At 71.9% G+C, this 13,962-nt stretch carries 10 protein-coding genes; 5 read left to right on the top strand and 5 right to left on the bottom strand.

Annotation, left to right across the window (positions count from 1 at the left end; translation table 11 throughout):
- Nucleotides 1-13: 13 nt before the first annotated feature.
- On the bottom strand, nucleotides 14-655 hold the full coding sequence (locus tag T398_RS16650) for a response regulator (RefSeq protein WP_496448013.1): 642 nt from the start codon (nucleotides 653-655) through the stop codon (nucleotides 14-16).
- Between the two features lie 10 nt (nucleotides 656-665).
- Entirely contained in the window at nucleotides 666-1,982 is a 1,317-nt protein-coding gene (locus T398_RS16645) for a sensor histidine kinase (protein ID WP_496448011.1), read from the bottom strand.
- Nucleotides 1,983-2,372: 390 nt separating this feature from the next.
- On the opposite strand from T398_RS16645, the gene T398_RS16640 reads away from it, so the two are divergent.
- From T398_RS16640 to hemB, 5 genes are read left to right on the top strand one after another with little or no spacing between them, the layout of a single operon-like run.
- Nucleotides 2,373-3,143 carry a redox-sensing transcriptional repressor Rex gene (locus T398_RS16640; protein ID WP_018726484.1) on the top strand — a complete coding sequence of 257 codons (771 nt, stop codon included), beginning with the start codon at nucleotides 2,373-2,375 and terminating at the stop codon, nucleotides 3,141-3,143.
- The gene (locus tag T398_RS16635; protein ID WP_496448009.1) at nucleotides 3,140-4,507 is read left to right on the top strand and encodes a glutamyl-tRNA reductase; all 1,368 of its coding nucleotides are present in this window, start codon (nucleotides 3,140-3,142) and stop codon (nucleotides 4,505-4,507) included. The genes T398_RS16640 and T398_RS16635 overlap by 4 nt, the downstream gene beginning before the upstream one ends.
- The gene (gene hemC / locus T398_RS16630) at nucleotides 4,507-5,475 is read left to right on the top strand and encodes a hydroxymethylbilane synthase (protein ID WP_496448008.1); all 969 of its coding nucleotides are present in this window, start codon (nucleotides 4,507-4,509) and stop codon (nucleotides 5,473-5,475) included. Before T398_RS16635 ends, hemC begins: the two co-directional genes overlap by 1 nt.
- Nucleotides 5,472-7,052: a bifunctional uroporphyrinogen-III C-methyltransferase/uroporphyrinogen-III synthase gene (locus tag T398_RS16625; protein ID WP_496448006.1), complete on the top strand. Its 1,581-nt coding sequence runs from the start codon at nucleotides 5,472-5,474 to the stop codon at nucleotides 7,050-7,052. The genes hemC and T398_RS16625 overlap by 4 nt, the downstream gene beginning before the upstream one ends.
- 13 nt (nucleotides 7,053-7,065) lie before the next feature.
- Complete coding sequence (gene hemB, locus T398_RS16620) at nucleotides 7,066-8,049, top strand: porphobilinogen synthase (RefSeq protein WP_496448004.1); 984 nt, start codon at nucleotides 7,066-7,068, stop codon at nucleotides 8,047-8,049.
- A gap of 193 nt (nucleotides 8,050-8,242) precedes the next feature.
- Here the strand turns inward: hemB and T398_RS16615 are convergent, their stop codons facing one another.
- From T398_RS16615 to T398_RS16605, 3 genes are all read right to left on the bottom strand, one after another.
- Entirely contained in the window at nucleotides 8,243-11,518 is a 3,276-nt protein-coding gene (locus T398_RS16615) for a lamin tail domain-containing protein (RefSeq protein WP_496448003.1), read from the bottom strand.
- Nucleotides 11,519-11,556: 38 nt separating this feature from the next.
- Nucleotides 11,557-12,573 (bottom strand): GNAT family N-acetyltransferase, encoded by a 1,017-nt coding sequence (locus tag T398_RS16610; protein ID WP_496448061.1) that lies wholly within the window; start codon nucleotides 12,571-12,573, stop codon nucleotides 11,557-11,559.
- Between the two features lie 71 nt (nucleotides 12,574-12,644).
- A complete protein-coding gene (locus T398_RS16605; RefSeq protein WP_496448001.1) occupies nucleotides 12,645-13,928 on the bottom strand; it encodes a lytic murein transglycosylase in 1,284 nt (427 codons plus the stop codon).
- Between the last annotated feature and the right edge of the window lie 34 nt (nucleotides 13,929-13,962).

Raw genomic sequence — 13,962 nt, 5'->3', positions numbered from 1 at the left:
TCATGCGCTCGCCTCAGCCGCGGAGGTAGGCCAGGACAGCGCGGACCCGGCGGTGCTGCTCGACGTCCGGTGGGAGGTCGAGCTTGGTGAAGATGTTGCGGACGTGCTTCTCGACCGCGCCGTCGGTGACCACCAGCGTGCGGGCGATCGCGGTGTTGGAGTGGCCCTCGGCCATCAAACCCAGTACCTCGCGTTCGCGCGGGGTGAGGTCCCGCAGTGGATCGTCGCGGCGGCGGCGGGCGAAGAGCTGGGTGACCACCTCGGGGTCGAGGACGGTGCCCCCGGCGGTGACCCGGTCCAGCGCGTCGAGGAACTCGCCGATCGCGGCCACCCGGTCCTTGAGTAGGTAGCCGACCCCGGCCCCGGTGGCCAGCAGGTCGTCGGAGTAGGAGACCTCGACGTACTGGGAGAGCACCAGGATCGGCGTCGCTGGCACCAGCGCACGTGCCTGCACGGCGGCTCGGAGCCCTTCGTCGGTGTGGGACGGCGGCATTCGTACGTCAACGATCGACACGTCGGGGCGGTGGGCGACCACCGCCTGCACCAGGGCGTCGCCGTCACCGACGGCGGCCACCACCTGATGGCCGCGTTCGGTGAGGAGCCGGATCAGCCCTTCTCGGAGCAGGACGGCGTCATCAGCGATCACGATCCGCATGGCTGTGTTCCTACCACTTTCCGGTCGTCGCGGGGAGTTCGGCGTGGATCTCGGTGGGGCCGCCGGCGGGGCTGGTCACGTGGAGTTGCCCGCCAGCGGCCCGGACCCGATCCGCGATGCCGACCAGCCCGTGCCCCTTGGCCAGGTGCGCGCCGCCCTGGCCGTCGTCGTCGATGCCGACCCGCAGGCGCCGTCCGGCCCGTTCCACGAACACCCGGCACCCGGTGGCCCGGCTGTGTTTGGCGACGTTGGTGAGCGCCTCGGCGACCACGAAGTACGCGGTGCTCTCCAGGGCCGGGTCGAGCCGGCCGCCGGGTTCGCCGAGCCCGGCGTCCACCTGTAGCTCGATCGGGATCAGCCCGCGTCCGGCCAGCGCCGCGAGGGCGCTGGGTAGCCCGCGGTCAACCAGGATGGGCGGTGCGATGCCCCGGGACAGCGCACGCAGCTCGGTGAGGGTCTCCCGGGTTTGGCCGACCGCCTCGTCGAGCGTGTTCCCGGCCGCTACCGGATTGCTGGTGAGCTGCTCGCGGGCCCGGCTGAGATCCATCGCGAGTCGGACCAGTCGTTGCTGTGGCCCGTCGTGGATGTCGCGCTCCAGCTTGCGCAGCGCGTGCGCCTCAGCGGAGGCGAATGCGCGTTTTTGTTCCTCGAGGGTGGTGATCCGGTTGCGTAACTCGGCCACGCCGGTGAGCAGGGCGCGGGCCAGGCCACCCTCGGTCCACGCGCAGGCCCGGGCTACCAGCGGCAGGGTGAGCAGGGCGAAAAGACCGATGGCGGTGTTCAGGAAGATCCGGGCGTCGGCGCCGTCGCCCATCCCGAGGAACTCGCTGAGGGACGAACTGTCCGGACCATGCGGGAGGTAACGGTCATATACCGCGTAGGACACGCCGGCGAGCGCCAAGGCCCACCAGATGACCAGGATGACGAAGGCCGGAGCCGCCACCAGTAGCTTGCTGAACGCGTGGAGCAGATCGAGCCAGGACTGCGGATCGCGTACCGGCGCCAGGGCTCGGCCCCAGAAGCCGGCATTCGGATCGGGGCTCCGGTAGACCGGGCGGATCCGGGGCATCCTTAGCACCGTGGGCAGCCAGAGTCGTTCGAGATCGGCCAGGACCCGTACGGCGTAGAGCGTTCCGGTCAGGATCGGCAGGCCCAGCGTGGTCACCAGCAGGCCGAGGCTGAGGGAGAACCCGGTGGTGGCCACCACGATGCCGACCACGGCGAGGGGCAGGCCGGAGAGGACGTAGCTGGAGTCGCGCAGGAGCTGGCGGAGCAGGTTGCGCAGCGGGCCGGAAGCGGGGGTGGCGGCCCCGCGTGCAGCGGTCATGCCCCGAGGCTAGGCAGTCAGACCGAAGCCGCCCATCCTGCCCGCCGCCGAAAGTCTGGAGGTGCTGGCGCTACCACTCCGGGGCAAGGCGTGGGTGCTACCACGCCGGGGGAAGTGGGCGACGCGCCCCCGTGTGATTGGTCAGGGAAGTCGTAATTGAGCAATAATCGCCGGACGGCGTGGGCGGAGTCGAGACATTGATCTTGTGGAACGGGGGGACGGGTGAAGTCGCGTCGTGGGCGACCAAGATCGCGATTTGTGCGTGTCTTCACAAGCGCTTACTCTGTAGTTCCGACCCGCCCCGCTAGCACAGCCGGTCTCCTCGGTGGCCAGCGGGAGTCCCGACCCGGCCCGGCGGAGTTGGCCCAGGATCCCACTGCACGGAGTCTCATGAGTCAGCACCGTCCGCCCGGCGCGCCCGAACGCCCGGTCGCCGTGCCGGCGTTGCCGGACCTGCCGGAGGCGACCGTCGCCCGGCTTCCCGAATACCTCCGCGCCCTGCACAACCTGGCCGAAAACGGTCACGAGACGGTTTCCAGCGAGTGGTTGGCCACGGCCGCGGGAGTCAACTCCGCCAAACTCCGCAAGGATCTGTCGCACCTCGGTTCCTACGGCACCCGGGGTGTCGGCTACGACGTGGCCCTGCTGATCGATCAGATCGAGTACGTCCTGGGGCTCACTCAGCGCCGGTCGGTCGCCCTGGTCGGGGTGGGTAATCTCGGTCATGCCCTCGCTGGCTACGACGGGTTCGCCACCCGCGGCTTCCGCATCGCCGCGCTCTTCGACGCCGACCCCGTACGGGTCGGTGAGGAGATCAACGGTCTGGTCGTCCGGCATGTGGACGAGCTGTCCCGGGTCGCCACCGAGGAGTCGATCGCGATCGGCGTGATCGCCACCCCGGCCGCCGCCGCGCAGCGGGTCGCCGACCGCCTGGTCGCCGGCGGAGTGACCAGCATCCTGAACTTCGCGCCCTGCGTGCTAACCGTGCCGGACGGGGTTGACGTCCGTAAGGTCGACCTCGCCATCGAGCTGCAGATCCTGTCCTTCCACGAGCACCGCAAGGCGTCTCGGACCGCACTCCCCGCCGCCGGTGAGGCCGCCCTCCCCCCATTGCCGGGTAGCCTCGCCGCCACCAACCCCCAGGAGGCGATCGGCACGTGAAACTGCTCGTCGTCGGCGCGTCTTACCGCACCGCCCCGGTCGCCGCCCTGGAGCGACTCGCGGTCGCCCCCGCCGACCTTCCCCGTGTCCTGACCCGCCTGGTAGCGCAGCCGTACGTGAGTGCGGCGGTGCTCGTCTCCACCTGTAACCGGGTGGAGGTGTACGCCGTCGTCTCCGGTTTCCACGGCGGTCTGGGTGACATCTGCGCTGTCCTAGCCGAGTCGACCGGCTGCCAGCCGGCGGCCCTCGCCGACCACCTGTACGTGCACTTCGACGTCGCGGCGGTCAACCACGTCTTCCGGGTCGTCACCGGGCTGGATTCCATGGTTGTGGGTGAGGCCCAGATCCTCGGCCAGCTCCGCGACGCATACCACCGGGCAGCTGAGGCCGACACCGTTGACCGTCTGCTGCACGAGCTGATGCAGCAGGCGCTCCGGGTGGGGAAGCGGGCCCGCTCCGAGACCGGCATCGACCGGGCCGGGCAGAGCGTCGTCACGGCCGCGCTCGGCCTCGCCACCGAGCTGCTCGACAGTGACCTGGCCGGCCGTCCCGCGCTGGTCGTGGGGGCGGGAGCGATGGGCTCGCTGGGCGTGGCCACCCTCACTCGGTTGGGCGCCGGGCCGGTCGCCGTGGCCAACCGGGGCGCCGACCGAGCCGCACGGCTGGCCGGCTCGTACGGCGCGACCGCCGTACCGATCGCCGACCTCACCGAGACGATTTCCACAGTGGATATCGTAGTGGCTGCCACGGCCGCCCCCGAGGCGGTCCTCACCCGCGCGGTGGTGACTGCGGCACTCGCTGGTCGGGACCCATCCCGGGGGCCGCTGGTCCTGCTGGACCTGGCTGTCCCGCGGGACGTCGAGCCCGGGGTGGCCGACCTGCCCGGCGTCCAGGTGATCGACATCGACCGGATGGCGGCACTGGTCGCCGACGGCCCCGTCGCCGCCGACGTCGCCGCGGTGGAGCAGATCGTCGCCGCCGAGGTCAACGCCTTCCTCACCTGGCTACGGGGAGCTGACGTCGCGCCGACCGTGGCCGCCCTGCGGGGCCGTGCTGACGACGTGGTCACGGCCGAGTTGGGCCGGCTCGCCCAGCGTTGTCCGGACCTGACCGACAACCAGCGGGCCGAGGTTACCCGGACGGTGCACCGGGTCGTCCAGCGGCTGCTGCACCAGCCGACCGTACGGGTCCGCCAGCTCGCTGCCGAGCCCGGCGGCGACCAGTACGCGGCGCTGCTGCGTGAGCTCTTCGACCTGGAGGTGCCGCAGACCTCCCCGGTCGGCACCGTCCCCGACGTGATGGCGCCCGACGTTGACCCCCAACTCGGCGGCGACGCCGATCCGCTCCCCACCGGAGGTGAGTGATGAAGGTCCCCCTACGCCTCGGCACTCGGGGCAGCGCCCTGGCGATGGCCCAGTCCGGGCAGGTCGCGGCGGCCCTCACCGCGGCCACCGGCACCCCGGTGGAGCTGGTCGAGGTGGTGACCACCGGCGACCGCTCCGCGGCCCCGGTGCACCAGCTCGGTGTCGGCGTGTTCGTCTCCGCGCTGCGGGACGCCCTCGCCGCGGGCACCATCGACCTCGCGGTGCACTCGTACAAGGACCTGCCGACCGCGGCGGCCCCCGGCCTGTACGTCGCCGCCGTCCCACCCCGGCAGGACCCCCGGGACGCGCTGGTGGCCACCGGCGGTCGGACCCTCGCCGAGCTGCCGCCCGGCGCGCGGGTCGGCACCGGTGCGCTGCGTCGCATCGCCCAGCTGCACGCGCTCGGGCTTGCGCTCGAGGTCCAGCCGATCCGGGGTAACGTCGGTACCCGGCTGGCGCGGGTGCTCGGCCCGGAGGCCGACCTGGACGCGGTGGTCCTGGCGCGGGCCGGGCTGGCCCGCCTGGATCGCACCGACACGATCACCGAGACGCTCGACCCGATGCTGATGCTGCCCGCTCCCGCCCAGGGAGCGCTGGCGGTGGAGTGTCGGTCCGACGATTCGGCTCTGGTCGAGCTGCTTGCGGTACTCGACCATGCACCGTCCCGCGCCACGGTCGTCGCGGAGCGGGCGCTGCTCGCCACCCTGGAGGCCGGGTGCAGTGCCCCGGTCGCCGCCTACGCCGAACTCGCCGAAGGCGACGTCGGTGAAGAGATCTACCTGCGCGGGGCGGTGATCAGTCCGGACGGCACTCGTGACCTCCGGCTGTCCCGCACCGGAACGCCCGCCGACGCGGTGGAGATCGGTAAGGCCCTCGCCACTGATCTGCTCGACCTCGGCGCCGACTCGATCCTCGGCCAGCAACGGAACCTTGGCCCGGGGACCCAGCAATTTGGGAGCACAGTATGACCCGCACCCGTAAGCCCGTAGGCCGCATCGCGTTCGTCGGGGCCGGTCCCGGCGATCCGGGCCTGCTGACCCGCCGGGGATACGACGCCCTGGTCAACGCCGACCAGGTGGTATACGACCGGGGAGTCCCCGAGGCGTTGCTCGACGTCGTCCGTGCCCAGGCGAAGCAGGAGGCTCAGCTGACCCTGGCCGAGGGCGGATCGGGCGACGTGGCGAAGGCCCTGATCTCGGCGGCCCGCTCCGGGCTGAACGCGGTGCACCTGGTCGCCGGTGACCCGTTCGGCCACGCGGCGGTGGTCCGGGAGGTGCAGGCGGTCGCCCGGACCGCCGGCCAGTTCGAGGTGGTCCCGGGCGTCGGCCAGGCCGAGGGAGTGGCGACCTACGCGGGTGTGCCGCTGCCCGGAGTCCGGACGGCGGCCGACGTCGAGGACGTCACCACGCTCGACTTCGAGGCGCTGGCCGCCGCCGTCGCCCGGGGACCGTTGGCCCTCGCGGTGGACGCCGGGGATCTCGCCGCGATCCGGGACGGGTTGCTCGCCGTCGGAGTCAATGATGCGACCGTGGTCGGCGTGACCGGGGACGGCACCGGCGAGACCCAGTACACGACCACGTCAACGGTGGACTCCTTCGTCGCGGCGGCGCTCGGGTTCACCGGCCGGGTGGTGCTCACCCTCGGCGAGGGTGTCGACCAGCGGGACAAGCTCAGCTGGTGGGAGAACCGCCCGCTGTACGGCTGGAAGGTGCTCGTCCCGCGGACCAAGGAGCAGGCGGGGGTGATGAGCGCCCGACTGCGCGCGTACGGCGCGATCCCCTGCGAGGTGCCGACCATCGCGGTTGAGCCGCCGCGTACCCCCGCGCAGATGGAGCGGGCGGTCAAGGGGCTGGTCGACGGCCGGTACGCCTGGGTGATCTTCACATCGGTGAACGCGGTCCGCGCGGTCTGGGAGAAGTTCGCCGAGCATGGCCTCGACGCCCGGCACTTCGGCGGCGTGAAGATCGCCTGCATCGGCGACGCGACCGCCGACGCGGTGCGCGCCTTCGGGATCCGGCCGGAGCTGATCCCCGCCGGGGAGCAGTCCTCGGAGGGGCTGCTGGCCGAGTTCTCGCCGCACGACGAGGTGCTCGACCCGGTCGGTCGGGTGCTGTTGCCGCGCGCCGACATCGCCACCGAGACGCTCGCCGCCGGGCTCACCGAGCGCGGCTGGGAGGTTGACGACGTGACCGCCTACCGGACGGTTCGGGCGGCGCCGCCGCCGGCCGAGATCCGCGACGCGATCAAGTCGGGTGGGTTCGACGCGGTGCTCTTCACCTCCTCGTCCACGGTCCGGAATCTGGTTGGTATCGCCGGGAAGCCCCACGCGCGTACCGTTGTTGCGGTTATTGGGCCCAAGACGGCGGAGACGGCTACCGAGTTCGGCCTTCGGGTTGATGTGCAGCCACCGCACGCCTCGGTCCCCGACCTGGTGGAGGCGCTGGCCGGCTACGCCGTCGAGCTGCGCGAGAAGCTCGCCGCGATGCCGGCGAAGCAGCGGCGCGGATCGAAGGTGCAGGGGCCGACCGCCCTCCGGTTCCGCTGACCCTGGAGGACCCGTGCCGTATCCCGAGCATCGACCCCGGCGGCTGCGTCGCAGCCCGGCCCTGCGGCGGCTGGTCGCCGAGACCCGGGTCGACCCGGTCGAACTGGTCGTGCCGCTGTTCGTCAAGGAGGGGTTGACCGAGCCCCGGTCGGTGCCGTCCCTGCCGGGGGTGCTCCAGCACTCCCGGGAGTCGCTGCGCAAGGCAGCGGTCGCGGCGGTCCAGGCCGGGGTTGGCGGGATCATGCTCTTCGGGGTACCGGCTGACCGGGACGAGCTCGGCTCCGGTGGGGCCAGGCCGAACGGCATCCTGAACGCCGCCATCCGGGACGTCGTCTCCGAGGTGGGCGACGCCACCGTGGTGATGAGCGACCTCTGCCTGGACGAGTTCACCTCGCACGGGCACTGCGGTGTGCTGGCGTCCGACGGGTCGGTGGCGAACGACGCCACCCTCGCCGCGTACGCCGAGATGGCGGTGGCGCAGGCGCAGGCCGGGGTGCACGTGGTCGGGCCGTCCGGAATGATGGACGGTCAGGTCGGCGCGGTCCGGCGGGCGTTGGACGCCGCCGGCCACCAGGACGTGACCATCCTCGCCTATGCGGCGAAGTACGCGTCCGCGTTCTTCGGCCCGTTCCGGGACGCGGTGGAGTCGACGCTGGACGGCGACCGTCGGACCTACCAGCAGGATCCGGCGAACCTGCGGGAGTCCCTGCGCGAGGTGGCACTGGACGTGGCCGAGGGTGCCGACATGGTGATGGTCAAGCCGGCGCTGCCGTACCTCGACGTGGTCGCCGCGGTCCGCGCTGCCGTTGACGTGCCGGTCGCCGCCTACCAGGTCTCCGGCGAGTACGCGATGGTCGAGGCGGCTGCCGCGAACGGCTGGATCGACCGCGAGCAGATGATGCTGGAGACGCTCACCTCGATCCGGCGGGCCGGGGCGCAGCTCATCCTCACCTACTGGGCGGTCGAGGCCGCGCAGCTGCTGCGCCAGCGCTACTGACGCCACCGCGCCCGGCCGGCCCGCCGCCGGCAGCCGGGTTCGCCGCACCGCAACGGCCCGCCGGCCCGGTCGAGTACCGGGCCGGCGGGCCGTGACGCTTCCAAGGTCGCCGGTGGCGACTTCTTGAGTCGGCCGGTCGCCGGCGGCGACGTCGGTGGCGGCCGAGGTCGCCGGTGGCGACGTCAGTGGGCGGTCAGTCGTCGTTGACGATGGTCCCGGTGCCGAACGGATCGGCGACCTGGAGCCCCGGGCTCCCCACCACCAGCAGAGTCAACCTCTCGTCGGTCTCTCGTTTCCGGTCGCCGTACACCGACACCGGGAAGGTCAGCGTTGTGTGGCCCGCCGGCAGCGTCTGGCAACCGGCGTACGACCGGTAGTCAACGCCCGGCCGTGCGCTTCGACCCAGGGTCAGGGCGCAGACCAGGGCCGGCTCGGAGCGGGGACGCGAGACGGTGACGGTGAAGGCCAGTTCGCCGCGGCCCCGATCGCCCTCGACCACCGAGGCGTCGGCGACGGTCAGTATCGCGCGGGACCGGAACCGGGCCACCTGCGGATCGTGGTCGCTGGCGCCGCGTGAGCCGTCCCCCGCGTACTCCGCCGGCCAGTCGGCGTTGATGTGCGCGGCCCGCATCTGCACCAGATCAGCGTGGAGCGCCGCGGTGACGAAGAGGTGGTCCAGCGTCTGGGCCTGGCCGGCGAAGCCGTACGAGTATGCGGACGACGGCGCGTCGGCGAGCAGGTCATCCCAGAGGTTGCGCAGCCCGGCCTCGTACAGGGGAGCGAGCTGGTCCGACGGGGTCGGGTCCGCGGCCGTCGCGATCGGATCGTCGGGACGGGGAAAGACGTTCAGGTCCCCACCGAACACCACTCGGGCGTCCGGGTCCGCCGCCGTGACCGCGGAGACGATCGCAGCGCCGTACGCCGCCTGCTCCCGGCGCTGCCCCACCCGGCGGTCGGGGCCGGACGAGTAGTGGTTGCTGGCCGCCCAGAGCGTCAGCCGTTCTCCCGAACCGGGGGCGGCTTCGATGGTGAACCGGCCGAGCTGCGGCGCGCGGGTGAAGACGTTGTCGCCGTCCTTGCCGGTGCTGGTGTCCACGTCGGGCGGCAGGACCGCGTTGAGTGCCTTGGGGTTCTGCACGTCGGCGTTGGACGGCAGCCCGGGCGCGCGGTACTCGACGGTCGGGGCGGCGCCGAGTAGTGGATCGTCGGCGGTCGCCTCGGCCAGTGCGACCCGGTCGGTGCGGTAGAGGAAGGCCGAGGTGATGCCCCGGTCGTCGGCGCCGCTGCGGTCGTAGGCGGCCGCGTAGGCCGGGCCACCGTTGTCGGCGATGGTCAGCGCCAGCTCCTGGAGTGAGTCCGGAGCGCCGTCGGCGTCGTCGGTGTCACCGCAGACCAGCGTGCCGCCGTCCACCACGCAGATGTCCTGGTCCTCGGTCTCCTGGACCAGGATCAGGTCGGGGGAGTGCAGGTCGTTGGTGATCTGGTCGGCGAGCGCGGCGAGTTGGTCCCGGTACTCCTGCTCGCTGCCCGGCACGTAGTCGAACGGCGGTCGTACGCCGGTGCAGCCGTCGTTTCCGGCGAAGTCGCAGCCGTCGAAGGGGTCGTCGCGGAAGTCGTAGAGGTTCTCCACGTTGTACGCGGCGACCGCGTACTCCGTCGACCGCTGGGCCGGCTGCGGCGGGTGGTTCGTCGCCGGGTCGGTTCCGGCCGCGAACGCCGCGGACTCGACTTGGACGCCGTACTTCTGGAACGAGTAGTAGAGGCCGCCCACCGCGTCGGCGGTCAGCCTGTCGAAGGTGCGTGCCGGTGCGAGCAGTGTGGTGTTGTCGCCGCTGGCGGCCTTGACGCCCAGGCTGCCCAGCATGATCCGCTGGCCGTTGCCGTCGTCGAAGAGCTGGGTGGGGTCGTTGTCCAGCGGGTGGGCGTCACGGAACACCCGGCGGGTGTCCGGGTCGCTCCGGTCCAGCAGCGGGTCATCCCGGTCGACCAGCCAGGTCTCGGCGTCGGCGCTGGAGGCGAAGACGTTGCGCCCGCTCACGGTCTGACTGTCCGCGCGCACCCGCAGCCGGGCCCCCTCGTGTCGTTCCCAGAAGCGCTGCGCGTCGGCCAGGTCGGCCGGGGGTACCGCGTCGGTCACCGCGACCACCCGGTCCACGTCCAGCCCGGTGGAGATCCGCCGGACCAGCGAGGCGCTGGAGAGCTGCGTCATCTGGTAGTACTCGGAGACCCGGGCGTGGAGCACCACCTCGTCGCCGATGGTCGGCACGTAACCGCCGATGAGTGACGTGTTCGAGCCCATGAAGACGAAGATGCCGTCGGAGCTGGTGGGGTCGCCGTCGGTCGCGTCGGCGCGGCTCTGGAGGAAGAACCCGTGCTGGTCCCGGCCAGCGAAGTCGCGGGCCAGGGTGCGCTGGGTGACCACTCCGCGGACGTCGTACCGCGCGCTGCTGGATCCGTTGCCGCTGGCCGGCGCGAGCGGCGAGCGGTCGGTGTCACCATCCTCGGCGTCGGTGGTCGGGCCCTGCACCTCGCCGACCGTCAGCTCCCGGGTGGCCTGTACCGGCAGGGTGCAGGTCGCGGTGGTGCCGTCGGTGTCGGTCGCTGTCAGGACCACCGAGTACGCCCCGGCGGCCAGGTCGGCGCTCGCGCTGACGGTGGCCCGGGCGGTGCCACCGACCGCTCCGGCCGGGGTGAACGCCGTCCGGCTGATCGCGCCGGTGGCCGGCGTCGGGGAAACTGACGTGACCGCCAGGTCGGCGATCTCATCGTCCGGGTCGGTCGCGGTGACCTCCCGGGACGCCGCGGTGCCCGCCGGCGTGACCAGGGGATCGCCGCAGGCGATGGTGGCGGGGGTGTCTCCCGGATCACCGCCGAGGCGGTGCGCGCCGAGCCCGTCCACCGTGTCGGTGTCGAAGCCGGCCCACTCGGTGGCCGGGTCGAAGCTGTCGTCGGGGTTGGTGTCACCCGAGGCGACGCTGCCCAGCCGGCGGAGGGTGTGGTTGGCGGTGCTGGTCAGGCCGGTGCCCCACCCGCTGCCCGGATCAACGCCCACCTGGCCGATCGCGTCGAGCACGGTGCTGTCGCGGCGCAGCACGACCGCGTCGTCGCCGTTGAAGAGGCCGGCACCGGTGACCTGGTCGGCCTGGGCGAGGATCGCCGCGTTCGCCGATGAGTGGGCGAAGACGAAGACGTCTCCCGCCGCAACCGTGCCGGTCAGGGTGATGGTGGTCGGCGTGGTGGAGCCGTTGAAGTAGAGCAGCAGTTGATAGCCGCCGGTGGCGAGGTCGACCGCGGCGCCGGTGCCGTTGAAGAGCTCGATCGCCTTGTTGTTGGACGAGCCCTCTACGTACTCGGAGATGAACAGGTCGGTTGGGGCGGCGCTGGCGGTGTGGGGCGTGACCCCGACGGCCGCGAGGCTCGCGGTAGCGGTGACGGTGGCGAAGACGGCGAGTGCGCGACGCGGGCGCATGGAGCCTCCACGGTGGGTGGATGGGAACGAGCGAAGGTTTATTGGCGCGTGGCGTCGCGCCGGTGCACCAACTCGGCAACGTCAACGCTGTACTCGTACCACTCCCGGTCGGGGCGGTAGCCCAGCTCGGCGTTGACCTTCAGCATCGCGTCGTTGTCCTGCGCGTTCCAGGTCTGCACCTCGGTGAGCGTCGGCTCGGCCGAGCGTAGCTCCAACAGCATGCGGGCCTTCATCGCCCGGTCGATGTCGTGCCCGCGGTGCGCCGGTACGACGATCGTGTCGTACTGGTCGGCCCGGGTCGGATGCTGCGCCGGCACCACCACCTCGGTCAGGCCGGCCACCTCCCCGGTCTGCTTGTGCAGCGCGAGGACGATGTACGGGGTCATCCCCCGTCGGTGCAGGCAGTCGAGGCTGTCCCGGAGCCGCTGCGGGTCGTAGGAGCTGGGGCGGAGCTCGCCCTCCTCGACGTCGCGCGCCTCCGCCTTGGCCCGCGCGTACGCGTCGATGAGCTGGTCGGGCAGCCCACCGGGGTGGAACTGGATCTCGTACCCCGGACTGATGCCGTCGGCGGTCCTGCCCAGCTCCGCCCAGTCCACTCCGGCCAGGTCGAGCACGCTGCGGGTTTCGACGAACTCTCGGGTGAAGCCGAGCGCCTCGAAGAAGGCGACCGCTGGAGTGTCGCCGACCACCTCCACGCCGATCGCCTGAAATCCCTCCTGGTAGACCCGGCGGGCAGCGGTCAGGACCAGCTCGCGGCCGAGGCCGCTGCGGCGTGCCGACGGGTGCACCAGCACCTCGAGCACGCCGATGCTGCCGAGTAGCAGCACGTTGACCATCCCCGGTATGGCCACCCCGCCGGGCTCGACCGGGTTGGCCTCCGCCACCCAGGCGATTCGTCGCTCGCCCGGCATCATCTCGGTCAGATACTCCCGCAGGAAACTCCCCTGCCAGGGCGGGTCCTGCGGCAGATCGGCGGCGAGGACCGCGTTCAACGTGTCCAGCAGGGACACCATCTCGGCGGACGACGCGGCCTTAAGGTCCCATTCGCGCATCATCACCCGTCTAGCTTGCCGCCTACCGCTGCTCGGGGGAAGTAGGGGAGTCCCCGGAAACGTGGATGATCATGTCAGCTCCGGCTTGCCTGCCCGTACTGGTTGGCCTTGTCAAAGACGTCCTGAGCGTACTGCCGTACGTTGTTGTACGACAGGATGGAATTCCACCAGTCGGCGGCGGAGGTCAGATTCCGGCCGCCCTTGCACAGGTAGTTGGCGGCGGCCAGGGCGGCGTCGTCGATGTCGTGTGGGTCCTTGCGGCCGTCGTTGTCCGCGTCGGCCCCGATCTCCTGCCAGGTGGTCGGAATGAACTGCATCGGCCCGATCGCCCGGTCGTAGGTGGTGTCCTGGTCCAGCGTGCCGCGGTCGGTGTCGCGAATCAGCATCCGCCCGCCCTGCCCGTCCAGTGGCAGGCCGATGATCTCCGGGGCCGCCCGCCCATCCGCGCCGAGCCGGGCGTTGTTGGCCTGCCCGTGCGCCGACTCGACGTGCCCGATCGCGGCGAGCGTGGTCCAGCTCAGGCCACAGCTGGGGGTGGTCTGGGCGAGGACCAGCTCGGCGTAGCCGTAGGCCTGTAACGCGACCGGTGCGATGTCGACCTTCGCGCCGGTCTGGGCTGCCCAACTCGTGAGCGTGTCGGCGGGGCGGCCGAGGTTGGGGGGTGGAGCGGTCAACGTGGCGTCGGAGGGGGGCAGGGCGCCGGCGGATGGCAGTCCGTCCGGCGCGGAGTCCGGCGCGCCGGTGGTGGCGGTAGCGCTGCCCGGGCCGGAGGGCACCACGGCGGGCAACAGCAGAGCGCCGGCCGCCACGGTCGCCGCGACCAGGAGCAGCAGGAAACCGCCAGGGAGGGTGAGCTGGCCGCTGGGGCGGCGCGACCAGCGGTGGATCGATCGGGCCGCGCCGACCGCCAGTCGGTTGGGCGTGACCCGGAGGGCGTGCGCGAAGGGGATCCGGCGGCGCCGGGTGCTCGCGGCCCGCGCCGGCTCCGCCGGTTCGCTGGGACTTTGCGGCTCGTTTGTGTTGGTCGGGTCGGCGTCGGTGGGACTGGACGGCTCGTTTGTGTTGGTCGGGTCGGCGTCGGTAGGGCTGGACGGCTCGTTTGTGCTGGTCGGGTCAGCCTCGGGATGGGTGGGCGCGTGGGAATCGGTCGCCGTTCCGGTGGGGTCGACCCGCGTCGGCTCTGCCTCTGGGGCCGTCGGCGGTTGCCGCCACGGTCGGCGCGGCCGGGGCACCGGCCCGGGCCGTCGACCGGCGGTCACGCCGGATCCACCCGGTGTTCCCCCGCCCGGTGCAGCCGGACGCAGGGGCGGGATGGTCTGGTTCTCCTCGCCGTCCACCACCTGTCGAGTATTACCCATGTTCGGTTGGTCGTCCGGAGCGGTCGTAGGCTGG

Source organism: Salinispora goodfellowii (genome assembly GCF_059570675.1).
The sequence above is the reverse complement of the archived record's forward strand: the minus strand, read 5'-3'. Positions and strand labels throughout refer to the sequence as shown.